Below are 25,652 nucleotides of genomic sequence, written 5' to 3' on the forward strand. Positions count from 1 at the left end.
ATTCAGCTTTGCTGAATGGCGTCACGCAAGCCAGAGGCACGCTGAACCCGCTGAGCAATGGCTTGCTTCACCACCGCATCGTTGGCGGTCACCAAACTGAACCAATGTTTGGCCCGGGTAATGCCGGTGTAGATCAGCTCTTTGCTCAATACCGGACTGATGCGATCCGGCAAAACCAAACAGGTATGATCAAATTCAGAACCCTGAGATTTATGCACCGTCATGGCAAATACGGTTTCCAGTTGCTGTAAGCGACTGGGTGAAATCCAACGCACACCTCCCTGGCCATCCGCAAACACGACACGCAAAGCTAAGGATGCTTGCGTATCACCGCCGCTTTTAACTGGCACCCTCATGGCAATGCCGACATCGCCATTCATTAACCCCAGGTTGTAATCATTGGCGGTGATCAGCACCGGACGACCAGAGTACCAACCGTCACTGCGCTCAATCAGGCCACGTCGCTGCAGCTGCTCGGCGATGGTTTGATTCAAGCCCTCCACTCCCCAAGGGCCTTGGCGCAGGGCACACAGCACTTGGAACCGAGCAAAAGCATTTAAAACATCGAGCCCTAACGCCTTCCAAGCAGTAGTCGAGTCGTTGGCGCTTAAACCATGCTGCTGCAGCAAGGTTAAATAGTACTGATAGCCAACCGGCGTATTGGTAGCCGTGGCGTCAAAGCGCTCAGGGCTACCCACCAGCGCATGCTGAGCTAACTGGTGCTGCGCGGCTTCCAACTCAGGCACTAGGGTTAGCCAGGTCACGTCGGCATAACCTTGGCGACAGCGCTGCAAAATGGCGTCATCAACTTCGCCAGCATTGACCATTTGGGCAAGCTCGCGAATACCACTGTCGCTGCGAAAGCGGTAGCTCACCCGCAACATGGCCACGGCTTGATCTAACGCTGTACCTTGATCATCCACTAATGTTTGATCTATCGACTGAGCCGTAACGGCTTGCAGCCAATCCACTGTATCAGAGCGATAGTGAGCACCCACCGCACGCTGGCACAGCTCACCCAATACGGCGCCAGCATCCACCGATGCCAACTGATCTTTATCACCCAACAAAATCAGCTGGGCATGGGGCGGCAACGCCGCCATCACCGCCGCCATTAAATCGACATCGACCATGGAGGCTTCATCAATGACCAATATGTCCAACGGCAGCGGGTTGTCTTGATGATGACGGAACTGACGGGTGTCCGGTCGGCTGCCTAACAGTCGATGCAATGTTGTTACCTGAGTTGGAATCACGTCCGCATCGATGCCTAGGGTTTCCTTTACTTGCAAACCACTGACCGCGCCGGCAATGGACTCATTTAAACGCGCTGCGGCTTTGCCCGTCGGTGCTGCTAGGCGAATGCGATAGCTTTGTTGCTGACCGGCGGCCAGCTTTTGCAGCGCCGCCAGCAGCTTGACCACTGTGGTGGTTTTGCCGGTCCCTGGCCCGCCTGTGATGACCGCAAAGCGGCTGCGGGCCGCCAGCGCACAGGCCAGCTTCTGATAATCGGTAGCGCCGTCTTGGCTGTCGGGAAACAACTGCGCCAACGCCTCAGCCAACGCTTGCGATTGCGGACTGGTGGCACTTTCCAGCTCGGGTCGCGGAGCCAAACGCAGGCGAATGGCACGGGCAATGTGCTGCTCATAACGCCATAAACGGCGTAAATACAAACGCCGCTGCTGCAGCACTAAAGGCGCGACCGCACTGCCATCCGACACCAGCGGTGAGGCTTGCAACGCCTCTAAGCAATGCGACAAGGATACCTTGGCCAACAACTCCGCCGGGCAGAGCAAAGACTCCACCTCAGCTGCGCCCTCTTGCGGGGGCAAATCCAGCGCCGCTTGACTGTGTTGCAACAACTCCGCCAAATCCATGCAAACATGGCCCCGACCAACCTGATGGGAAACCAAGGCCGCCAGCAGCATGACCACAGGCTCAGCCGCCAGCCCCTGCTCTTGCGCCAACTCGGCGATCAAACGCGCAAAGCCGACGTCCAACGGCCTCAGCCAACCAACTTGCTGCCATTGCTGCAGCACAGCCAACAGGGTGTGCGCATCTGCTAGCTCATCGACTGGGCGGGAATCCAATAAATCTAACTGCTCGCTCACGAAAGCTTCTCCCCAGTCGTAGCCTGTGTAACGGCTGTTTCATCTCCCATAAACAACGCATCCAGCTGTTCAATGACTTGACGCGCGGGTTTGTCTGCAAAGACGCCCGCGGTCGGTGCCTGAACACCACGCAAAAATAAATACACAGCGCCACCGATATGACGGTCATAGTCATAATCTGGCAGGCGCGCCTGCAATAACCGATGCAAGGCCAATAAATACAGCATGTATTGCAGGTCGTAGCGTTTGGTTAAAATCATTTCGCCCATGGCTTGTGCGCTGTAGGCGTTGTCGTCTTCACCCAAATAGTTGGATTTGTAATCCAGCACATAAAAACGCCCGTCGTGCTCGAACACCAAATCAATAAAGCCCTTTAGCATGCCGTTTAACTGACCTGGGCGAATGCGAGGCCTGTCCGCCTGATTCAATGTGTGCTGTACCACCCAGTCGTCTAGGGCGCTCAGCGCCACTTGCTCACTGGCGAACCAAAACTCCATTTCCGCTTGATAATGCTGCAACTCGGCTAAGCTCACCGCACCTTGTGGCAACGGCAACGGCGTTTGCAACACCGCCGGCAGCCAACGCTCTAACATGGGCTGCCAAGCTTGCCAGCCGCGACTGGCGCAACGGCGCTGCAACTGTGCCGCCAGCAGCTCAGGCTGCTTTACAACGTGCTCAAACCCCTGACCTGCACACCACTCGAGAATGTCGTGTAAAAACGTACCGGCGCTGGCGCCACGCACAAACGCATGACCAAGCCCCTTTGGTGCAGGTGAAGTGGATTCCAACGAATGATCGCCATCGTCCAGCAATAAGTTTTGACTGTGAGGGTCTTCCAACTCGGGGCGAAATATCCGCCCAGTGCCCGCCATGGCGGTGTATTCCAGCGCGGAGTAGCTGGCAATCCACCAGTCTTCTCGCGCCGAGCGTCGTGAGGTTAGTGCTGGCCCCAGTGCCTCACTGTGTTGTGGTCGATAAACGTGATCACCAGGAGAAGGTAAATCTTCCACTCGTATGTGTGGCGCACCTTCCAACGGCGCATCCTGTAGCGCCTCCAACCCCTCACCAAGGCGTTGCGGCTGGCCCAGCAAATAGCCAAGGGCGCTGTGTTGCCAGTCTTTCACTTCCGCAGCACCGACCCATGTGGCGTAGCGCGCCCGCGTGAGCGCAACGTACAGTTTGCGAATGTCTTCGCCCAAACGTTCCTGATCTGCACGTTCGATGTCGTCGTCAGTTGGTTGCAGGCGCAGCTGCAATTGCCGCTGCTGATCGTGATATTGCACAAAACTCGCCTTATCGCGCAGCGGCCGCGCCTGGCAAGCAAACGGCAAAAACACCAAGGGGTATTCCAACCCTTTGGATTTATGCACCGTAACCACCTTCACCAGACTGGCATCGCTTTCCAAGCGCAATATGCGGTGCTCGTCTTCACTGTCGGCCTGCTGCAGCAGTTGCCGGTAGTGGTGCAGCAGCGCATGCTCGCCGTCGAGTTGCTGGCTGTCTTGCTGCAGCAGCTCGGCCAAATGCAGAATATCGGTCAAGCGTCGTTCGCCGTCGTCGCTGGCCAGCAACTTGGCTGCCACGTCGTAATCCATGAGCAGACTGCGCAGCATGGGCAACACGCCATGACGCTGCCATTGCCGCTGATAGCCAATAAAGCGCTCTATGGTTGCTTCTAACACTTGTTCATCGGTCAACAAGGCATCCAACTGCTGCAAGCTCAGCCCTAAGGTTGGCGTCGCTAACGCTGCACGCAATGCTGACAACCGCTGGGGCTCGGCACAGGCCGACAGCCAACTGAGCAGATCCAATGCTTCAACCGTGGTCAGCACCGAGTCACGATCGGATAAATACACACTTTTCACGCCGTAAGTCTGCAACGCCTGACGCACGCTGTGTGCTTCACTGCGGTTATTGACCAAGATGGCAATGTCCTGTGGCTGCAGCGGTTGTAACGCTTGGCCGCTGTCAGCATCGGCCTGAAACCCCGCCTTGTGCTGCTGGCCTAAGATCAGCAAGCGGGCGACTTCGCTGGCGCAACTCAGCGCCAACGCCTGCTGTACCTCGCCTTTGTTTAACGCTTTGTCGCTGTCACTGAGCTGCTGCCACACCGTCAGACTGGGCTGCGTGTGGCCGTCAATGCGCCAACTGCGCGCACTGCCGTGAGCCAATACCGGTTGAAATGGCAGCTCAGAGCTGGCGCCTTGGCCAAATAAAAACGCGCCGTGCTCGCACTGTTCATCTGCTTGCTGAAACAACTGGTTGGTGGCGTCCACCATGGCACTGGCAGAGCGGTAATTGGTCGCCAGAGTGTAGGTGCTGCCCGCGGCACTTTGGCGGGCTTTTAAGTAGGTGAAAATATCGGCGCCGCGAAAGCCATAAATCGCCTGCTTGGGGTCACCAATCATCAGCAAGCCAGTGCCTTCTTGCTGGCCATATACCTTGGCAAAAATCCGATACTGCACTGGATCGGTGTCTTGGAACTCATCGATTAAGGCGACCGGGAACTGGCGTCGAATAGTGGCGGCTAGCTGCTCACCTCGCGGCCCTTGCAGAGCATCATCCAGACGGGTGAGCAAGTCATCAAAGCCCATGGCAGCGCGCTGTTGTTTTTCCTGCTCTAGCCGTTGTTTAAGCCAAGCGCAGGCGTGGCTCAACAGCGCCGGGCGCGCATCGGGCATATTGTTGGCAAACGCCAACAGCTCATCGATGGCATTAAAAGCCGGGTGCTCGGGCAGCTCGCCTTTGACCTTTATCGCTAGGCCGTCGGGGGTTTGATGACCAAAGCCGGCGCGCTCCAATTTCGGCGGCAGCATCTCCTCACCTTGGGCCCAGGCGACCAAGTCTTCCCACACATTGAGCATGGCGTTTTTACTGCCGCCGTGCAGACGCTTTTGTTGGTGTAGATCGGCTAGCAGGTCGCTCACCTCGCCTTGCCATTGCTGCCAAGGGTACGCTTTTAAAGCATCGACTTGGGCCTGCAACGCCTGTGCTTGCTGCTGCAAGATGGCGCTGAGCGAGTCCGCCTCTGGCGCAGGCAAAGGCTTGGCCAGCAGCGATTTCACGCTGACCTGCAATGCCTCTGGATGTTGCCAGTATTGCAGCCATACCCGCATGGCCGAAGGCGCGAGCGGGTAAACAAAGGTGCGCCAATAATCTTGTACCGCTTGCTCGAGCAAATCGCTGAGGTCGGTTTCTAGGCGCAAATGAAACAAGCTGCCACTGTCGAAGGCGTGCTCACTGAGCATGCGATGACACCAACCGTGAATGGTCGATACCGCTGCTTCGTCCATCCACTCCGCCGCCAACAATAGCTTTTGCTGACAGCCCGGCCAGCTGGCCGGATCAGGGTAGTATTGATCGCGTAATTGATAGAGCAACTCGGTGGCCGGTGTTGGCTCCGGGGCCGCTTCACTGAACACCGCAGCGGCCTGGGTTAAACGGCTGCGAATGCGGTCGCGCAGCTCTTTGGTGGCAGCATCGGTAAAGGTCACCACCAGCAAGTTAGGCGGCAGCAAGCCATCGGCCAAGGCACTGTTGGATGGCTGGCCATGGCCCAGCACCAAACGCACGTACAGAAGCGCAATGGTAAAGGTCTTGCCTGTACCAGCACTGGCTTCGATCAAGGTTTGGCCATGCAGGGGCAGCGTCAGCGGATTAAGTGGTTGCGGTGTGCTCATGCGTCATTCTCCTGACCGCTTAACGGCATGGTCAACGGCGTAACGGGCCCGGGTTGCAGCCCTTGTTCCAGCTGCCACAGCGGCAAATACAAAGTTTCTGCCAGTTCAGCAAACTCAGCTTCCGGCAAGGCCTGCGGGTAGCTGGCGCGCAAGTAGCCCAGATCTCGCTGTAACGCCATGTCATAAACGGCCTGGGCCTGCTCTAACGCACGTTCGGAGTTGCGTTGGTATTTGCCCTTTTTGTGGTAGCTGTTGATCCAGGCAAACGCCGCATCACTGTGAACCGGCAAGGGGCGACTCAAACCCATGGCAAAGCCATCTAACAGCTGGCGCAAATAGCTGTTCACCCATTTGAGCGGTAGCGGTGGCAGTTGAATGTTGCGGTCCTCTTCCTTGCCAATAATGCAGCTGGTGACTTCCCCCTGCAGCTGACACAGCAAATGCACCAGCCAATCATGCAGCAGGTTGCCGTAGCGCACTTTGGCATTGCTGCCAGTACCGCTTAACAGGCTGCCGCGCGCAATCACCACACGACAGCGCTGCCCTTGGTCGTTGTAGCGAACCCCGGTGATCACATCCGCCAGCTCGACCTCAGTGCCAGCACTGGGCGGCCAAGTCACCGTGCGCGACTCCTCCAGATGGGGGTACTGCTCGCATAACTGGCGATAGCGACCAAAGATGTTCGGCATGCGCGCCGCCAGCTGCTCACGCAATTGCGGCTCGGTGCTGCCCATACCCAACTGGCCACGGCCCGCCATGCGCTGCAAGCAATGCTCTAGACGCTGCTCAAAGTCGGCTCCGTCTGCGGCTTTGACAATGACTTGCTCAATCAACTGCTGATCCAGCTGCCAGCGCTGCAAGCCATTTAAGGCAAAAGTTTCGACGTCACTTTCATCAACCTCCACGCCAGCAAACCTTACCTGCAAGCGATGCTGAAAAAAGCTCTCGATCGGGCGTTTTAGAAAATTAGCCAGCTCTCCCAAACTCAGCGGCTCCTGGCGCTCAAGCTTGGGCAGTGCCGGCGCGGCTTCGGTGCTGGCTTGATAGCCGTGCGCGGCTCGCCACTCGTGTTGGTAAGTAAACAGCCGCCGCTGTGCCAACACCGTCGCCGCTGGGTTGGGCTGAGCACTCAGGTCGGCATTGGCAACAGGGAAATAATCACGGCTAAAAGGCTGCAGCGGGTGCTGCTGAATCAGCTGCTGGCTGAGCAACTCAGCGCCCTGTTCAGACTGCCCGTCAGGCTGCCAGTGGCTGTCTAGGTGATCTAACAGCTGCGCCAACAAGACCGATGGCGGGCGCTCAGAGTCATCACGAATGCTGCGCCCGACCCAGCTGATATACAGCTGCTCGCGGGCCGAAAGCATGGCTTCTAAAAACAAATAGCGGTCGTCTTCGCGGCGTGAGCGGTCACCGGGGCGGTAATCCTGCGCCATCAGGTCAAAGTCTACCGGTGGGCGCGAACGCGGATAATCGCCGTCATTCATGCCCAGTAAGCACACCCGCCGAAATGGAATGGCACGCATCGGCATTAACGTCGCAAAGTTCACTTTACCGGCCAGAAAGCGCTGATTGAGACCGCCTTCATCCAGGCCATCGAGCAGCACATCTTTGACCACGTCCAAGGGCAGCGCTTGCTCACTCAAAGCGGCACTGTCGCAGTCCTGTAGCCATTGCTCTAACTGCTGTAAGAAACGCCCAACCAGACGCTGGTCTTCTAGCTCAACGGCCAGGAAAAAATCCTGTACCAGCTGCGCCAAGCACTGATGCCATTGCGGCGGCGTAAGCTGCTGCTGCAACTGCTGCCAAGCGTGCTGCAACGCCTGTACAAAGGCGTCCAACCGCCCTGCCAAGCTGGCCTGCAGCCCAGCCACTTCGCTGTAGGGCTCAATGCCTGCCCAGCTGTCGTCGTCACCCAAGCCATAACCCAGCAGCATACTGCGCAAGCCAGAATGCCAGGTGTTGCGCGCCAGCCCGGCCGGCAGTTCTAGCTGCTGGCGCTGATCGGCGCTTAACCCCCAGCGAATCTGAGCACCGGCCACCCAGCGGCGCAGCAGCGGCAGCTCATCTTCTTCAATATCAAAACGCTGCCGCAAGGCGGGTACTTCCAACAGGCTAATCATGTCGCTGGCAGCAAAGCGATGGCGTGGCAGCGATAATAGCGCTTCCAGCGCAATCAATAGAGGTTGATGGTGGCGCTGGCCCTGGTCAGAAATGGTGAACGGAATATGGCGCATGGAGCCTGGCGCATGCTGGCCAAACACGGCTTCAATAGCAGCCGCGTAGGCGTTGATGTCGGGCACCATGACAATCACATCGCGCGGCCGCAGCGTGGCATCGGCATTAAACGCCGCCAGCAGTTGATCGTGCAGAATTTCCACTTCACGCTGCGCACTGTGGGCGCTGTGCAGCACCAAGGATTGATCCTGCTCGCCATGCCAGCGGCGCTGCTGGGCACGAATTTCTGCCAGCGGCGTCAGCTCTAAAATGTCGTTTTGCAGTTGATGCAACAGCTGCGGTACATCTTCCTTACCATGGGGGCGAAAAATATCAATTTTGTGCTCCGGTATGGGCAGCGTGCTCTGGTAGCTTTCAGGCTCATCAAATTCATCCAACAGGCGAATGTAATCGCGCCCTTGCTTGCCCCAAGCCGCCAGCAATGGGTTGGCATGCTGGTGCAAAGCATCGTCTTCTCCTAGCGCCCCTAATACCGGATGCGTCAGGCCACGTTTGCGCTCCGCTTTTAATAGCTCTCGATCGCTGATGATGTCTGCCCAAAAATACTGACACGGGTTGTGAACACACAGCACAATTTGGCTGAAGCGGCTGAGCACCGACAGCGCCTCCAGCGCCTGGCGCGGCAGCGACGACACACCAAACACCACAATGCGGCGCGGCAACCGGCTGGCATCGGCGGGCTGTTGCATAACACGGCCCTGCTGCATAAAGCGCGTGTGAATGTGCGCTCGACTGGTGCGACCAGCACGGCCAACGTCCTCGACCAAAGCGCGCCACAGCAGCGACTGCCAGCGCTGATCCTCCGGCAATTTGCGCTCTTCGCCACGCGCACTGATTAGCACGTCACGCGCCTGCTCCCAGGCCGCTAACCAATCGGCACGAAACACTTGATACTGGTCGAATAAATCGGCAATTTTTTCCGCTAGTTGAAAAGTGCGCAGCTGTGGCTCCGGCCCATCCACAAAGCGCGCCAAAGGCTTAAAGGCATCGTCCTGATCGAGCAAAGATGGCAATAAACGAAATAAACGCCACACCAGCCTGGGCTTATCAAACGGCGATTGCTCAGGCACCTCACCTACGGGCAACACCGCGCGATAAGCCTGCCAAATAAAGCGCGCCGGAAACAAAAACTCCATGCCCGCCGCAATGCCCAAACCGCCTCGCGCGCTCTCCTCAGTGTTTTCCGCCAGCGCCAGCTTTAGCCATTGGGCGATGCCGTTACTCTGCACCAGAAACGTCTCATTGTGCAGCGGCGGCATCGGGCTTTGACGGCACAAATGCACCACCGCCTGACGCAAATCCTCCAAATGATTGGCGTGAATAACATGAAAACCGGGCGTGATATGAGAATGATCAAACATAGGTGCAAAATGTGTTGCCGCAAAACGTAAAGAGTACCGCAAATTACCCTAGTGCTGGCGAATAAAGAGTGATTTACGGCATCTCTGAATAACTCGGTGCCCGCTCTGGGTCGCCACAGGGCTAAGTCGATTTACCGCTCTGGCCAGCTACAGCAAAAATCAGCGCTACAGAGCTGGCGCTCCCCGTAAGGCGAGGGTGGCAGAGTTACTCAGAGCCCCCTACGCCCTGAAGCGCTTAAAGTTCTCTGCCTGTTCAAAAATCTCTTTGTACACTTCATCTTTATCCACCGGTGGATAGCCGTGCTTAGCCAGCAGCAGAATCAGCCCCACTTTCAGTTCTGCCTTGATGTCTTCGCGCTGGTCCCAATCGGTAAATCTGGCTTTGTCGTCCACCAGTTCTTTGACGGCCTGTGCCAGTGTTAATAGCTTGTCTTCCGGGTAGGTGAAATCGTATTTGTGGGCAAGTTTAAGCAAAATGTCATAGAAGGCTTTTTCTTCTAGATCGATGCCGAGATCAGCAAATGACGCCTTCTCTTTTTTCAGCGCTTGCAGCAGGTCGACCAATTCTTCAGAGAAGTCCTCAAGCACATCACTGACCAGTACGCTGTCTTCATTACGCTCGTTGTAGTTTTCTACCAGCTTGCAGAATTTTTCACTGAAGTTCATGCCCTGAGTTTTATTGACCTTTTTAAAGTCTTCAATCGCCCGGGCGAGTAACTGCTGCAGTAATTTTATGCGGGTATTCGGCAGTTTAATTTTTTCGATACGGGCTAAGTAGTCATCATCGAAGATATCGACTTCACCTTCGTTCCCTTCGCCCATTTTAAAGATTTCTTCCACGCCGTCGGCTTTTAGCGCTTCGGCGATCATTTCACGCACGCGAGCATTCATCTGCGCGGTATCCGGCGCATTACCTTTGGTGAGCTTAAACACGATAGAGCGTACCGCAAGGTAGAAGTGAATGCGGTCGCGGTCGTCCTGAGTAATGGCTTCAGAGCCACTGCAAATATCAAAAGCCGCCTTCAAGCGTTTTACCAGCGCCATAAAGCGCTTTTCGAGCTTTTCCGTTAGCTGTACATATTCTGCCGCCCGGTTCAGGCAGTGCAGCTGCTCCAATGGACTGCCGCTGAAGTAAGGTGTGGTATCAAAACCGTGAAAAAGCTTATTCAGTAGGTCAATGTGGTCTTTCACCACAATCACCGACTGGGCGATTTCTTCAAAGTTTTGCTGATCGGCTTTGTTGTAGTGTGCCAGCGCCAGATTCATCTGCTTTTTGATGCCGATGTAGTCGACAACAAGGCCCTTTTCTTTGCCTTCGAATTTGCGGTTTACCCGCGAAATGGTCTGAATCAGGTTATGACGCTGAATCGGCTTGTCGATGTAGATGGTATCGAGAAACGGCACATCAAAGCCGGTCAGCCACATATCCACCACAATGGCGATTTTAAAATTGGATTTGGCCTTCTTAAACTGGAGGTCGAGTTTTTTACGGTATTCCTGTGTGCCCAACATCTCATAGAGTTCTGCTGGGTCATCTTTGCCGCGGGTCATGATCATCTTGATCCGCTCCATCGGCGTGATGGCCTTCTGTTCTTCTTCCGTTAACTCACTGCCCTCTTCGGCCGCCAACACTTCATTCCACTGCGGGCGTAACGCAACAACCTCCTGCCAGAAGCGGTAAGCAATCTCGCGGCTGCTGCACACAAACATGGCTTTACCTTTTAAGGTCGCACCTTCGGCCACACGCTGTTCGTAGTGATGCACAAAGTCGATCGCCAGCGCTTTTATACGATCTGGATCACCGAGAATCGCGCTCATATTAGCGCTGGCTTTTTTGCTTTCTTCAATCTGGTAGTCGCTGGCGCCTTGATCGGCACAGTCGCTGTAATAGTCTTCGATATCTTGCAGCTTGTCATTATCCAGCACGACCTTAGCGGCACGGCCTTCATACACAATACGCACCGTGATTTCGTCTTTGACCGACTCGGTCATGGTGTAGCTGTCGACGACTTCACCAAACACATCCAGCGTGGCGTCAATCGGTGTACCGGTAAAGCCCACAAAGGTGGCGTTGGGCAATGAGTCGTGCAGATACTTGGCAAAGCCAAACGTGCGTTTTACGCCCTTCTCGGTGATGCGTACCTTCTGCTCAAGGTTGATCTGGCTGCGGTGCGCTTCATCAGAAATACAGATCACGTTGCTGCGCTCGGTCAGCAACTCGGTATCTTCGGTAAACTTATGAATCGTAGTGAGGAACACTCCGCCACTGTTGCGGCCTTTTAACAGCTCACGCAAATGCGTGCGGCTTTCAACACTGATCACATGCTGATCGCCGATATAAACCTTAGCGCCGGTAAACTGGCCCGAGAGCTGATCATCCAAATCGGTACGATCGGTAATCAACACAATGGTGGGGCTTTCAAAATCGACGCTTTTCATCAGCAGCCGAGTCAAAAACAGCATGGTGTAGCTTTTGCCACAGCCCGTTGCGCCAAAGTAGGTGCCGCCTTTACCGTCACCCTCGGGTTTACGGTGGCGCAAAATATTCTGGTACAGCTTATTGGCGGCATAAAACTGCGGATAACGACAAACGATTTTTTCCTGTCGTTTTGAGGTATCGGGGAAGAAAATAAAATGGCGGATCACCTCACGCAGGCGGGTGTGATCAAACAACCCCTCAATCATGGTATGCAGCGAGTTAATGCCCTCCTGCTCGATGGTTTCGTCGCCCCTAACTTTGCGCCAAGTGTAATAAAACTCATACGGCGCAAACAATGAGCCCATGCGCGAGTTCACACCATCGCTGATGACACATAGCGCGTTGTACTTCATCAGCTCCGGAATATCACGGGCATAGCGGGTGGTCAGCTGAACGTAGGCATCGTGAATCGTCGCCTCGGGGCGAATGGCGCTCTTAAACTCAAACACCACCAGCGGCAAGCCGTTGATATACAGAATGGCATCGGGAATGCGCTTTTCTTTACCTTCAATTTCAAGCTGGTTTACCAGCTTATAGATATTGATGGTGCCGTAAGCAGCGCTATTGTTAGCCACCTGATGCTCAGGGGCACTGGCAGCAATCGACTCGACTTCGCCCTCTTCAGGGGGGCGCTGCTCCGGCAAGCCGGCATAGTCGATGAGTTGAACATAGAGGTCTTTTTTGCTGCGATCTTCGCGCTTCAGCAAAAAGCCATCGGCCACCAGCTTATGAATGCTACGGTTCGAGTCGTACAGGTCAGCAGCAGACATGCGGTCAAGACGGTTAATCACAGAAAGGATTTCCGCCTCGGTAATGCCGTCGGCCTGATAGCGTTTGTTTAAGTAAGCGCGCAAATCCTCTTTAATCAGCACCTCATGCGGGGCGCGGTCGATCGCGCTGCCCAAAACATGCGGGTAACCCTGCCCTGCGAGTAACTCGATAAATGCCTGTTCCAGTCTGGACTCGGTAAAGCTCATTCCCTGCCTCTGTTGCTACGTTGCTGTTACTTCTTTACTGATACTTACTTCATTTTCTAAAGCGGTCTAACGTTACCACATTGTCTGCTTTGGGCTCGGATAGGGAACCTGACAGTGGCCGCTGGCCATCTGTCTGGCCGGCATGCGGGGCGACCTCTGCGCTCAAGCAATCGAGCAACTCAAGAAACGCATCCCTCGGCCAGACGTCATCCTGTTGCCCTTTTACATGACAGGGGCGCTCGGCCAACGACGCACTCAGAGCATACCCCGCCATCTCTGCCACGCTCCGCGAATCAACATAAAGCATGTGGTCAATGTCTTGGCCAAGCTGGTTCAGCGTGCCCAGCACTGAGCGATCGGTACCGCCGACAAACGCCAACGGCTGCAGCCATGCGGCGGCGGTATCCAGTTGCTCGGGTGTGGCACCGCATTTCAGCAAGGTATTCATCAGCGCATCGCCAAAAAACCAGGTTATTTTGGCGAAATCTGGTTTGGTTAACGCCGGAATAAATACCGACAAGCGCGTCTGATCGTGCACAAACAGCAGACAGTTGCGGCGCTGAATGGTCAGCAAATTAGCGTGCCAACTGCCCAGCTTACTTTGCGGAGCTGTCAAAATGTCCTCTGGCCCAAGTTTCGTCTGGGCAGGCAGTTTGGCGAGTAGTTTTTGGGTGGCGTGTATCTGGATCATGTTTTTATCTACTCCGCTAACTCACCAAATTGAGTTGTCGCAATATTTGCGACAACTGTCCGGATATTCCGGACAACTGAATCAACAACCAGCAAGCCTTCGTCATAGCGAACTTGCGAGTAATCCTTACAAGTTACTGTATTGGCTACTCATCGTTTACGGTATAAGCCTGATGAGGGTTTGTTGGTGTATGAGGAAACGCAAGAACCAGCTTTCCATCTTTAATAAGCGGTCTGAGTGAATTCTTACGCAAAGGATCAGGTTTCCGACCTACCAATTCACACAATACTGGCAGGGTCAGGAAGTACTCCTTACATAACGCCAGAATAATTTCCGCCATGGAATCGGTAGCCAGTCGCCGACTTTCTCTGGCATCCACCGCCATTGCCAGTAACTTATCTCTAAGATCCGGAGTCAGCAGATCGATGTTATCAATCAGAGGTCTGCTCAAGCCATCCACAAGTAAGCACCCTTCACTGTCTCGGGTCTTATGTCCGGAGCTTTCGGCCATATGTCCGGAGCTTGCAGCAGAAGGTCCGGAGTTAGCTCTGCTAGCTCCGGACATTTGACTCCCTTCAGGAACCACACGCTCTCCAAAGACCTGCTCCGGAGTCGGCCTGTTTTGCCCCGGCAAATGATATACAGTCCCTCGTCCACGGCCATGAGTAACAAGAAACTCACGCTTACTCAGAGCCTGAAAGGCCATCGTCAGATCGTGAGCGTGCTCTGTCGTTATCTCTGCCATACGACGGTGAGTAACCATCTGCTCAGTCAAGGCCGTTGCCAGAATCAGGCGCTCAAGATGCGATAACTCATCAAAGTCATCGCCAAACATCGTATGTAGATTTTCAACCACCCCAGCTGGTAGCAGATCCAGCATACGCAACTCTAACAACGTCTGCTCAGATGGAAGTTCTTTCTCGTACAAGAAGGGTGCTCGCCAGTGCTGGCTATCCCACCCTCGGTATATTTTCGGAACACCGGAGCCCGCCTGCTCACCCAAGCCAACATAACGAAACATCTGATGAATCAGCCGATTACGGCAATCACTATCACCGCCTTGAACCGCAAGCTCCTGAGGTACACGCATCAGGCCGGGGTTACGAAAACCGAACATATCAGGACGCTTAACCACCAATATCGAGGCACGGCCGGTGTAATCGGCGTGCACAAGCGTGTTGATCAGAGCTTCACGCAATGCCTGATGTACCGGCGAATTGTCCTGACGAATTGCGCCATCCAATGCAAACGGAACTTTCAGGTCATTGGTCAGTTTTTTGATTATCCGACGGTAGAAGTCAAACAGATTACCCGACCAACTGCCATCTAACGTTAAGCGATCTATCCAGCGCGCTTCAGTTGTTGCCTCAGGACGCTCTTGATAATCGAGCATGTAATTTGGGAAGCACTCCTGAATCGACGGCAACTGCCCAAACATCAGTAAGCCAGCTCGAGTAAGTCCTTCTCGACCAGTTTCACGGTCTATCCGCCAAGCGCCGATATTACGCAGAAAATCGCGAGTATTAGCCTCATTCCACGGGTGGTCAGGTTGTAAAGCAGCATACAACTGCCTGTAAGCTTTAAATGTGTCGGCATCAAGGTCGTCCAGTCCGTAGTGAAACAAAATTTCAATATCGCGACTGTCTTCAACCTGCTCAGCCATCATGCGGCGAACGCTTTCTGCATCACAAACGTAGTCGCCACTATGATTACGTTTGAAAGTACCCGTAACAGGATTCCCACCAACATACACGGGGCGCAGTCTGCGCGGAGCCGCCAGAACATGGACACGTATGATTTGCTTGCCATCTATGTCGATCACCTGAACGTCAGACTCACGCAGCAGGTTCACACTGGCTTTTTGCGGGTTATTAACCAGATTCCAGAGATTATCCAGAACTCTGTCGACCTGTGCGATACCACCAACAACAAAGCCTGTGGCTTTTTCCTCCAACCCCAGCAACACATCGCCGCCACCGCTGTTGGCAAACGCACTGTAACTGCCCCAGAAGTCCTTAGGTAACTCACCCTTGCCATCTTTACCCGCAGCCAACTTGCACTCTATTTCAGCGGTTTCGCGCAGAGCGGTAATATCATTGAGATTGGTGATTTCAATCATAGGTTTACAACACCTCAGCCAGTTGTTGCTCGGCGTCCGAGATGGTGATCTGGCCGGATAGGAGTTTGGGGAGCAGGGAGTCGCGGAGGTTACTTAAGCAGACTGAAGAGTCTCTGTTTAACGCAATCGCCGAGAACCAAGCCTTTGACTGTTCATGCCATTGATCAAATATAGGGGTGCCAGCATCCAACACAGGAATACCAGCCAACTCTGTCAAACTGAAATTAGCTTGAACAGCTTGTACAATTCGAGAATTAACGAGACCCTGAATCTGTTCCGATCTCAAAAGCATCGTAATGTACGCCCCCATACTTTGCTTTTCTGGCCTAACAAATGCTACTGCCTGATTTGTGTTTGAGTTATGTAAATGCGAAGGGACAATTGCGACTCGTCCAATCGTTCCAGCAATTGAAAAAAGCACGTCGTTCACTTTAAGTATCGATCTCTTCAAAGCCCCAGCATGAACGCTGTCCGGTATCATCTCTAGACTATCGAGTTTAATATCTCCGAAGTCATCGAGGTCTTTAACCTTAATAAATGGAATTGAATTATCCCCGGTGGCCTGCTCTAAAACAGCTTTAGAGGGAGTTGTACCTTTTGAGATTTTTTCGGCAAAGTCGCCAAGTTTTTTCACCTCCCACCCTTCCGGCACCCAGCCCATTTCTTCGGTAAAAACAAAACGATCCGGGAAGAGTTGTTGTATCTCGGCTGGCAGGCGGCCGTTTAGCAGGGCCTGTTCTGAGCCGGAGGCGCCTTTGGCCCCTGTGGTTTTGTTGGTCTGCTGGTGCAGCGCTTCGCGTCTGGCCGCGGCTCTTTTTTGCAAGGCGTCCGGAATTTCGTTTCCGGCGGCCAGGGCGTTGTCGATCACTGGATCAAAATCCACAAACCAGCTTTTAAATAATGCCTGCGCCATGGATTCGAGGGTGGTATTAATCTGGCGGTTTAGGGCGATTTTTTTCTCGTATGCTTCCAGCAATTGACCAATAGATTTTTGTTCATCCTTATTATCTGTAGCCCAAACTTCGTATGGATAAACAGCATTTCTATTTAAAGACTTTTGAGCACTACCAGAATCGAATTTATCGAAGTCAATTAACGACAAAAGGTAGTAAATGTATCGAGGATCGTTACCCTTAAAGTCTGTGATATATAAAGCCGTATTTAAAGGCCAGTAATCAACTTCACAGAAGCTAACTACGCCCATCGAATTTCCACTCCGCCCCACGACTACCCCTGGGCCTTCACATTTCGCCTGCGAATGATAGCCAGTAAGACCAGATGAACCCATGATTGGAACATCACCGTCTTCACGATCTTGAGATGGAAGATCATGTCCCCGTTGCAGGGTTATCAGATCTCCGAGAGGAATATTCTTCCACTCACTCCCCATAACCCAGCCCCTTTAGGTTCTGTTTAATCACGGCATCCAGTTCCTGCGCGTCACGCATCTGCTGAAACAGGGTTTGGGTGAGTTGCTGCATTTTTTCTTCAAACAGTTCGCCGTCGTCTTCGATTTCAGCCGCGCCGACGTAGCGGCCCGGCGTTAATACATAATCGTTGGCTTTGATGTCATCGAGGGTGGCACTTTTACAAAAACCAGCAACGTCTGCATAACCTTGCTCCCCATCGTCTGCAACAACAGGCTCACCCCGCCACGCATGGTAGGTGTTGGCGATGGTGGCGATATCATCAAAGGTCAGTTCTTTATGAATACGGCTGATCATGCTGCCCATATTGCGGGCGTCGATAAACAGGGTTTCGCCTTCTCGGTTGCGGTGTTGTTTGCGCCCGTCGCTAAAGGTCTGGGCTTTTTTGTTTTTGGTTAAGAACCACAGGCACACAGGGATCTGGGTGGTGTAGAACAGCTGCCCCGGCAGGGCGATCATGCAGTCGACCAGGTCGTTTTCAATGATCTGTTTGCGTATCTCACCTTCGCCTTTGGTGTTGGTGCTCATGGAGCCGTTGGCCAGTACAAAGCCCGCGACGCCGTTGTCGCTGAGCTTGCTGATCATGTGCAGTATCCAGCCGTAGTTGGCGTTGCCGGTGGGTGGGGTCTCAAAACCGGCCCAGCGTGGGTCGTCGGTGAGTTCATCTGGGCCGCGCCATGCTTTTAAGTTAAACGGTGGGTTGGCGATGATGAAGTCGGCTTTTAAGTCTGGGTGCTGGTCTTTAAAAAAGGTGTCGGCGGGCACGTCGCCGAGATTGGCGCTGATGCCGCGAATCGCGAGGTTCATCTTGGCCAGCTTGTAGGTGGTACTGGTTTGTTCCTGGCCGTAGATGGAGATGTCTTTTTTGTTGCCCTGATGGTTTTCAACAAATTTGACCGACTGCACGAACATACCGCCGGAGCCACAACAGGGGTCGTAGATTTTGCCGTGATAGGGTTCGATCATTTCCGCCAGCAGGTTGACCACGCACTTGGGCGTGTAGAACTCGCCACCGCCTTTGCCTTCGGTGGCGGCAAAGTTGCCGAGAAAGTATTCGTACACGCGCCCGACGATGTCCTCTTCTGCCGCGGCCTTTGCCGACCTACCGCTCTTTTCACCTGCGCTGCCAGCGGCTACCTGTTCACTGACGATGGTATCGATATTGTTGATGGCGTCGATCAAGGCCGCGAGTTTGTTGGCCTCCAGCCCTAAGCGTGAGAAGTAGTTATCTGGCAGTGCGCCGCGCAGGGCTTTGTTGTTCTTTTCGATGGTGTGCAGGGCGGTGTCTATTTTAACGGCGATGTCGTCCTGCTTAGCGTGTTTGGCGATGAAATCCCAACGCGCATCTTCTGGCAGGTAGAAGGTGTTGGCCATGGTGTAAAATTCGACCATATCGACGTAATCGCCCTGCCCTTCGTCGATCATCTGCTGCTTGCGCTGCTCGAACTTGTCGCTGATAAATTTTAGGAAGATCAGCGACAGCACCACGTGCTTGTATTCGGACGACTCCACCGAGCCGCGCAGTTTGTCGGCGGTGGCCCACAGGGTTTGCTCAAAGCTTTTTTCTTGTTTGCTTGCGGCGGTTTTTTTCTTGTCAGCAGGCTTACGTGCCATGGGTGTTTCCTTCGTTGTCGTGGGGCAGTGCCCACGCCTTCAATGTTGTGTCGCGCTCAGGCCGATACATAATACTCAGCCCTAGCAGAGCCGGGTGGCCGATCGCCGGCGCCAGTATAGCGGCGAACTGCCACAGCCCTAGCTGCCGATTACATAGCCAGCATGGCGCTGAAATATTGACAGCATTGTAATCAAAAACCACCGCCAGAGCTAAGGGCTACGGTAGCGATAAACGGCACACTCGAATGCGCACAATCGGTGCAGGCAGCTACTGGTTCAACAGTGCTGACGGGTAAGTTGCAGGCACACAACGCATAGCTGGTTGCTTTGGAAATTGGTTGCTGGGGCCGGATTCGAACGGGGGCGCCCAGTTGGGCAGGCCATCCTGCGACGACCGTGGGTCGGCGAAAACAAAAAAGGCCCGCTAGATAAGTAGCGAGCCTTTAGAATTCGTAAAAATGGTTGCGGGGGCCGGATTGGAACGGGGGCGCCCAGTTGGGCAGGCCATCCTGCGACGACCGTAGGTCGGCGAAAACAAAAAAGGCCCGCTAGATAAGTAGCGAGCCTTTAGGATTCTTTATATCTGCAAAAATGGTTGCGGGGGCCGGATTCGAACGGGGGCGCCCAGCTCGACGACCTTCGGGTTATGAGCCCGACGAGCTACCAGGCTGCTCCACCCCGCGTCATTTTTTACCTCAGACAACACAACAACTCGAGCAGTAAGATGTTGGTTGCGGGGGCCGGATTGGAACGGGGGCGCCCAGTTGGGCAGGCCATCCTGCGACGACCGTAGGTCGGCGAAAACAAAAAAGGCCCGCTAGATGAGTAGCGAGCCTTTAGGATTCTTTATATCTGCAAAAATGGTTGCGGGGGCCGGATTCGAACCGACGACCTTCGGGTTATGAGCCCGACGAGCTACCAGGCTGCTCCACCCCGCGTCATTTTTTACCTCAGACAACACAACAACTCGAGCAGTAAGATGTTGGTTGCGGGGGCCGGATTCGAACCGACGACCTTCGGGTTATGAGCCCGACGAGCTACCAGGCTGCTCCACCCCGCGTCTGAGGCTGCGCATATTAGGTGATACCCCTTGGGGTGTCAACCCTAATTAATTGTTTCTTTTAGATTTTTATCTCGAACGCTCGTTAGCCAACCAAGTTTCGCTAAAAAAGTCTGACCTTCGGGTAGCACAGCCACTCAAGGTGGTGATAGGTTATGGTCATAGGGTGAATTGAGCCGATGTTGCACACTGCCAGTGGCAAACGTCAGCTCAGGTTGGTCATAGCCAGCCATTTGTTCACTGCGTTCGCATTTGGCGGCGCTGAAAATAACAACAACAAACAACTAGAAGCAGCACTATGAGTCCACATCCAACGTCCTCCATGACGACGGCGGTGCTCAGGCCATTATTTGATGCGCTAGAGAGCCGCGGGCTGTCCGGTAGTGAGCTACTCCGTAGCATTGAATTAAATGCTGACCTGATTCTCACGCCAGGGCAACGCATTCCCATTCACCAGTTTGATCGCCTATTAGAGCATTTGTGCAAGTGGCTAGATGATCCCGCCATTGGCATGCAGATTGGGCGCCAGCTCGACATTCGTAACTTTGAGCTGTTGGGCTTTTTGCTCAGCAACTGCCAAACAGCACGCGAGGCGTTAACGATCTTGCGACGCTATTACTCGCTCATCAGCGACTCGCGGGCGCCGGATATATTTACTGGCCATGAGCTCATTAAGGTCGTGTTTTATGTGTCACCGGGCACCAGCAACGGCAATGCCGCACGGGCCGAGCTCATTGCCAGTGGCATCCATGCGCTAGGACGGGCGTTAGGTGGAAAATATTACCGCCTTAACGGCGTCGGCTTTACCGCCAATGAGCCTGGCCACGGTCAGCGCCTACATGACTTTTTTGGCCTACCCGTCCAGTTTGAGCAGTCACAGAACTGGATCAGTTTTAGCAGCAAGCATATTGACAGCCCACTTTATTATGGTAATCCGGCGTTGTTTAATGAGCTGCGAGAGCAAGCAGAACAGGCATTGGAGCGCTTCACGAGCTACCAGAGTTTTAGCCGGCGAGTTCTCTACATATTGCATCACTGGCCAGAAAACCTTCCTATGACCAAAGACGCTGTGGCCGACTTGCTCAGTACCAGTAGCCGCACGCTAACCCGCCGCTTACAGGAGGAGGATTGCCAGTTCTCAACCTTGGTAAAAGACGTGCGGCTGAAAAAAGCCCGTCAAGCGTTGGCCACCACCAGTACCGATGTGCAGCAGTTGGCGATGGAGTTGGGCTTTTCTGATCGCCGAGGCTTCGAACGTGCCTTTAAGCAGTGGACGGGAGAAACCCCCGCCGCTTACCGGCGACGTCAGCACAGCCAGCCCAGCGAGCGCATTCTGGAGGCCAGTTAGCGCCCATAAAAAAAGCAGAGCCGAGGCTCTGCTTTTTTTATGGCTGTTTTCGCTACCAGTCATTGACTGATAACGCTGCCCGCACGGTTCGTACTTTCTCATTTTCTAACAGCTGCACCAAGCCATCAAACAACTGCCTTGATGCATCACTGGTTGCTTCGCTGGCCATGTAGCGATACAAGTTGATTAAGTAATCGTCAATGCGCAGGGCAATGGCCGACAGCTCGTCCACGCTCATGTCTGGGTGACACTCACGGCATTCATGTAAAGCCTCGCTGATGGAGCCAGGCTCAAACTGGTGCCACTCCTCCAGTACGCGTTGGGCCGTGTTGCTGCAAATGCGTGCCATGGCCTCTGCTAGGCCGTCTTCATGTTGCGATAACAGCTTGAGCATCATGTCGACGCGATCGCGTTGGGTTTGATCGCGTAATTGTTGGTACAAGTTGCTGGCGTGCTCATGCAGTTTGCGGCTGTACTCCAGCACATCCTTTACGGTGGCGTAGCTCATTTGCCTGTTCCTCTACCGGTTTAGCTTCAGTTTAGCCGCTGTAAGCCGTCAGTCATTGACTTGACACCGATAGATGCATATTTCCAACTGTTGATCGAAATCGCCCAGCACGGGCAAGGTGGACACAATCTCTTGCTGCAAGCGTTGCAGTTCGGGGAGCTGCGAATAACGACCAACAATCTGTTCGCTTTCAGCCAATAGCCAGCTAGGCACTCGCTGCAACCACCGGCGCAAATCAACATTGCTGCTGATGTCGTACAGCACATCAGCGGCCAGCACCATATCGATGTTTGGTGCCTGCTGCAGCGAAGACAAAGGCATGACCTCGACTTGGTTGAGTTGCGCATTTACCTCAGCAGCAACCAAAGCTTGAGGGTCTGAATCCAGCACGTAGACACGAGCGCCAGCCTTGGCGGCAGCAATACCCGCCAGGCCCGAGCCACAACCAAAGTCGAGCACCGTTTTGCCGTGCAGCGACTGCTGCCGTAAATAACGCGCTAGGGCTTGGCCACCGGCCCACGCGAACGCCCAATAAGGCAAGTTTTGCCACCAAGCTTGAATCGCTTGGCTGTCCAGCTGCATTTGCGGATCCGCCAGCGTCAACAAGGCCAGCTGCACATCAGTGGCGGGAATAGGCGTCAGTTTGAGCTCAGCACCAGGCAGCCACAGCTGCTGTTGCAATGCCTGCCAGGCGTTAGATTGAGTTATTTCCATGCCGAATATTTTTGCTGTTTGGCGGTTACTTTCTTTAAATAGCGCCGAGTTTCGCCACTGCGATGACTGCTGACAATGGTGTTGTACACCTGCTGTGCTGACATGGCATTGATGCGCGCAATGGCACGCTTGCGGTCACGGCTGAAGGTACGAAACAGATTTCCGGCACCGCCGTTGTAGGCAGCGATCATACAATACTGGCGCTTTCGCCAACCGCGAATATCTTTGAGATAAACATCGCGCAGCACCGACAAATACGCAGTCCCGACATCAATGTTATTTGCTGGATCAAATAAAAAGTTGCGACTGGGGGTATCGTCACGACCATAGACGCGCTGGAACACATCACGCCCGGCGGTTTTGCGCATCACCTGCATCAGGCCGTAGGCACGCACCGGTGACACTGCCAGCGGGTTAAAGCTGCTTTCGGTTTCCATAATGGCCAAAATTAATGCCGGTGATACTTGATATTTGTCTGCCGCCGCCTGCACCAAGGGCCAATACTGACGCGCACCGGCGTTAAGGTAGTTATTGACCATGGCGATATCTACCCAGTAGCGACCGCCCGACTGTTGCAACGAGCGGCTGAGCAACTGCTCAGCAAAGCGATTGGCGCGCCAGCGATACAGAATATCTTGGCCATCAAAGTCTTTAACCCGCCCAGCCAGAAATGGCTTGCCGGTTAAGCCCATATCGGCGGCGGTGTAGAGGTCCACTTGATTGGGGTCGGCAGGCGTTAGCAAGGTCGCCACAATGGCGTGTTGCAGTGCAGCCACCGGCTGCTCGCCGCCGCGTTGCTCGACACGAATACGGCCGCCAGCAAAGTCGATGGTAACGCGGGTGTGATAGTTATCTAGGTATTTGACCAGCCGATAGCGATCGGAGGTGGCAAAATCGTCACCCCAGACCTGATCGGCTTGTTCAGAAAAAAACAGATATTCGAGAATGACGGCCTGAACGTCGGCGTCGAGTTGCTCAAAGTTTTCTGGCAGCTTGGCTGCGTACAACAATGGACTGATCAGCAACCAACCCAAACAAAGCCAACGCACTGTGCAATTCTCCTATGGCTAGCGCCGGCAGTATGCACGGCGCAGAGCCCCTAAGCCAGAGGCGTTCAGCGCTTAGCCTCGCGGCGCACAGCACTGGTAGAGAAATCGCGCGGGCTCAAGCGCTCGCTGAAATCTAGCGTCGAGGGGCGCTCGTTATCCAACCCTTCGGCGTAGTAGCGACCGCTTTGTAAATCGTAGGTCACTTCCAAGGTCGGATATACCATAGGTACATCGTAGAAGTTGATGGTATGTGCTTCGGTGACTTGCCACAGCTGCCCTTCTTGATCGTATTCTTCGGCGTACAAAATCGACCAAGAGTCTTCATCAACATAGTAGCGACGCTTGGCATAGCGGTGGCGATAGCCAATGCGCAAATCAGCCTCCACCACCCACACTCGGTGCGCTTCATAGCGCAGCAACTGTGGATTGATATGGTCATCGCCGACGATGTCATCCAATGAAAGATCGTTTTGATGCACTCGATAGGCGTTATAGGGCACATACAACTCCTGTTTGCCGACCAAGGTCCAGTCGTAGTAGTCCGGCGCACCGTTAAACATATCGACTTGGTCGATGGTACGAATCGAGTTGGTGTTGACATCCGCAGTGTCGTAGGCCAAATCAGGCGTGCGGCGTAAGCGACGCTGCCCGGGTACATAGATCCAAGATTTACGCGGTGAGCGAATTTGATCCAAGGTTTCATGCACCAAGGTAATGCGACCCGCCATTTGACCCGGCGCTAGGGTTTTGCGCTTGAGGAAGAAAATTTTGTTATCCAACTCCTCCGGCTTTAACCCTACTTCGCTGTAACGCACGTAGTACTGATAATCGCGCAATACATCCATGCGCGCGCCGCCTTCGGTAATGGAGGTCGCCACGGCTTCAAACCGCATCGCATGACCACGAAAACGCAAAGTATGGTTCCACAACACCTCTTGCCCCGACTGCGGCAGCGGGAACGGCGATGTCATCAACGCGTTACGTACGCCCGAGCCGAACTCCAGCAACTCAGCGCGAGTGGCGTTGTGCTTAATGGCGTCATAAACGTAATCTGGGTAAGACGCACTGCGGCGGGTGGGATAAACATTCAAATAAAAATTAGGGAAGCGTTGCAATAACGCGATTTGGCCAGCGGATAAGCGATCCTGATGCTCTTGCCAATTATCGCCTGTGATACGGAACTTAGGCTTATCATCCGCGAATGGGTCAGCATGAAAGGAACCTGGCTCATGGTTTTCATCTTTCGCCAAACCGCCACGCCAAGCCGGTATATCATCGCCGTTACCCATCATTTCAGCCCCTACTGGGGTCAGCTCTTTACCAAGACGCTGGGCATCTGCTGGACTGACATCCGCCATCGCCGTACTGGTTATCAAACCAGCCGCTAATACTTTCCACCATGCACGCATTTATTATTATCGCTCGTGTGATCAAAAAGGCGCATAAGACTATAGGCTGACGAAAATTTGATCAACCAACTATTACAAATAGATACACAGTGTATTTCTGTTTACTCATTAGTTACGAGCGTACAAAAAAATACCGCGCAGTGCGCGGTACTCCAACTGAGCCGTTGCTAACCAATAAAAGATGGCGCAATCCCCATGCCCCAAAGAATCACAGTAATGGCCATGCAACCCACCAAGGCACACAACCCTACGGTAACGATCGAGCTGGCGAAAATAAAACCGCGCTCTTCCGGTATATCCATAAAGATCGGTATACCACTGTAGAGCAAATAAATGCTGTAGCTGGCTGCCGCTAATACTACTAACACGTCCAACCACAAGATGGGTACCAAGCCAATAAAGCCCGATAAGAACATGGGGGTGGAGGTATAAATGGTAAAAATCAGACAGCGTTCAAAGCTGGCGCTGACGCCAAACGTTCGCTCCATCCAGAAAGTGCAATATGAAACGAAGGCGACACCCACCAGCAAGGCAAAGTAAAAAGCGACTGCCATGGGAATGGCACTGCTCATGGTCAGTTTGACCACGTCGCCACCTGCAATGCTCCACCCCATTTGGGTTGTCCCAATTAGCAGGGATACAGGCGGGATCAGCGCCAGAAACAGCAGGTTGCGTACGAATACCTGAGTGATGGACCCAGGCCGTTCACGTTTGATTTGATCCCACTCCTCCCGCGGGTGGTATAGCAGGCCGAACATGTGATTGGCGAACATAGGCAGTCTCCTTATTATGTATAAGCCTTCAGACAGCGTATGTAGGTTAGCGGCGTAGCACCAAGTAACGATGCTCTGTTGTAACAACCTTGTATAA

Annotated in this window: 14 protein-coding genes and 3 tRNA genes; 1 reads left to right on the forward strand and 16 read right to left on the reverse strand. The window is 53.9% G+C overall.

Annotated elements, in window-relative coordinates:
• Positions 1-2: 2 nt before the first annotated feature.
• From recD to IE090_RS08300, 11 genes are all read right to left on the reverse strand, one after another.
• Positions 3-2,111 (reverse strand): exodeoxyribonuclease V subunit alpha, encoded by a 2,109-nt coding sequence (gene recD, locus IE090_RS08250; protein ID WP_189387890.1) that lies wholly within the window; start codon positions 2,109-2,111, stop codon positions 3-5.
• The gene (recB, locus tag IE090_RS08255; protein ID WP_189387891.1) at positions 2,108-5,791 is read right to left on the reverse strand and encodes an exodeoxyribonuclease V subunit beta; all 3,684 of its coding nucleotides are present in this window, start codon (positions 5,789-5,791) and stop codon (positions 2,108-2,110) included. The genes recD and recB overlap by 4 nt, the downstream gene beginning before the upstream one ends.
• Complete coding sequence (gene recC / locus IE090_RS08260) at positions 5,788-9,387, reverse strand: exodeoxyribonuclease V subunit gamma (RefSeq protein WP_189387892.1); 3,600 nt, start codon at positions 9,385-9,387, stop codon at positions 5,788-5,790. Before recC ends, recB begins: the two co-directional genes overlap by 4 nt.
• Before the next feature lie 219 nt (positions 9,388-9,606).
• The gene (locus tag IE090_RS08265; RefSeq protein WP_189387893.1) at positions 9,607-12,843 is read right to left on the reverse strand and encodes a type I restriction endonuclease subunit R; all 3,237 of its coding nucleotides are present in this window, start codon (positions 12,841-12,843) and stop codon (positions 9,607-9,609) included.
• A 49-nt stretch (positions 12,844-12,892) separates the two neighbouring features.
• A complete protein-coding gene (locus IE090_RS08270; protein ID WP_373296413.1) occupies positions 12,893-13,534 on the reverse strand; it encodes a DUF6933 domain-containing protein in 642 nt (213 codons plus the stop codon).
• A gap of 145 nt (positions 13,535-13,679) precedes the next feature.
• The gene (locus tag IE090_RS08275) at positions 13,680-15,653 is read right to left on the reverse strand and encodes an RNA/DNA-binding domain-containing protein (protein ID WP_189387895.1); all 1,974 of its coding nucleotides are present in this window, start codon (positions 15,651-15,653) and stop codon (positions 13,680-13,682) included.
• A 4-nt stretch (positions 15,654-15,657) separates the two neighbouring features.
• Entirely contained in the window at positions 15,658-17,043 is a 1,386-nt protein-coding gene (locus IE090_RS08280; protein ID WP_189387896.1) for a restriction endonuclease subunit S, read from the reverse strand.
• Complete coding sequence (locus tag IE090_RS08285; RefSeq protein WP_189387897.1) at positions 17,033-18,694, reverse strand: type I restriction-modification system subunit M; 1,662 nt, start codon at positions 18,692-18,694, stop codon at positions 17,033-17,035. The genes IE090_RS08280 and IE090_RS08285 overlap by 11 nt, the downstream gene beginning before the upstream one ends.
• 592 nt (positions 18,695-19,286) lie before the next feature.
• Positions 19,287-19,377: transfer RNA gene (locus tag IE090_RS08290), tRNA-Met, on the reverse strand.
• Positions 19,378-19,555: 178 nt separating this feature from the next.
• Positions 19,556-19,632 (reverse strand) — tRNA-Met (locus tag IE090_RS08295).
• A gap of 45 nt (positions 19,633-19,677) precedes the next feature.
• Positions 19,678-19,754, reverse strand: a tRNA-Met gene (locus IE090_RS08300).
• A 298-nt stretch (positions 19,755-20,052) separates the two neighbouring features.
• Here IE090_RS08300 and IE090_RS08305 point away from each other — a divergent pair.
• Positions 20,053-21,102, forward strand: a complete 1,050-nt coding sequence (locus IE090_RS08305) for an AraC family transcriptional regulator (protein WP_189387898.1) — start codon at positions 20,053-20,055, stop codon at positions 21,100-21,102.
• Positions 21,103-21,154: 52 nt separating this feature from the next.
• Here the strand turns inward: IE090_RS08305 and IE090_RS08310 are convergent, their stop codons facing one another.
• The 5 genes from IE090_RS08310 to IE090_RS08330 all read right to left on the reverse strand — a co-directional run bounded on the left by IE090_RS08310 (position 21,155) and on the right by IE090_RS08330 (position 25,555).
• Complete coding sequence (locus tag IE090_RS08310) at positions 21,155-21,610, reverse strand: ferritin family protein (RefSeq protein WP_189387899.1); 456 nt, start codon at positions 21,608-21,610, stop codon at positions 21,155-21,157.
• 48 nt (positions 21,611-21,658) lie between these two features.
• Complete coding sequence (locus IE090_RS08315) at positions 21,659-22,324, reverse strand: class I SAM-dependent methyltransferase (protein WP_189387900.1); 666 nt, start codon at positions 22,322-22,324, stop codon at positions 21,659-21,661.
• Entirely contained in the window at positions 22,315-23,373 is a 1,059-nt protein-coding gene (locus tag IE090_RS08320) for a murein transglycosylase domain-containing protein (RefSeq protein WP_189387901.1), read from the reverse strand. Before IE090_RS08320 ends, IE090_RS08315 begins: the two co-directional genes overlap by 10 nt.
• Positions 23,374-23,438: 65 nt before the next feature.
• Complete coding sequence (locus tag IE090_RS08325) at positions 23,439-24,782, reverse strand: DUF1329 domain-containing protein (RefSeq protein WP_189387902.1); 1,344 nt, start codon at positions 24,780-24,782, stop codon at positions 23,439-23,441.
• Positions 24,783-24,949: 167 nt separating this feature from the next.
• Positions 24,950-25,555, reverse strand: a complete 606-nt coding sequence (locus tag IE090_RS08330; protein ID WP_189387903.1) for a Yip1 family protein — start codon at positions 25,553-25,555, stop codon at positions 24,950-24,952.
• Between the last annotated feature and the right edge of the window lie 97 nt (positions 25,556-25,652).

Source organism: Bacterioplanes sanyensis (assembly GCF_014652515.1).
Lineage (GTDB): Bacteria > Pseudomonadota > Gammaproteobacteria > Pseudomonadales > Oceanobacteraceae > Bacterioplanes > Bacterioplanes sanyensis.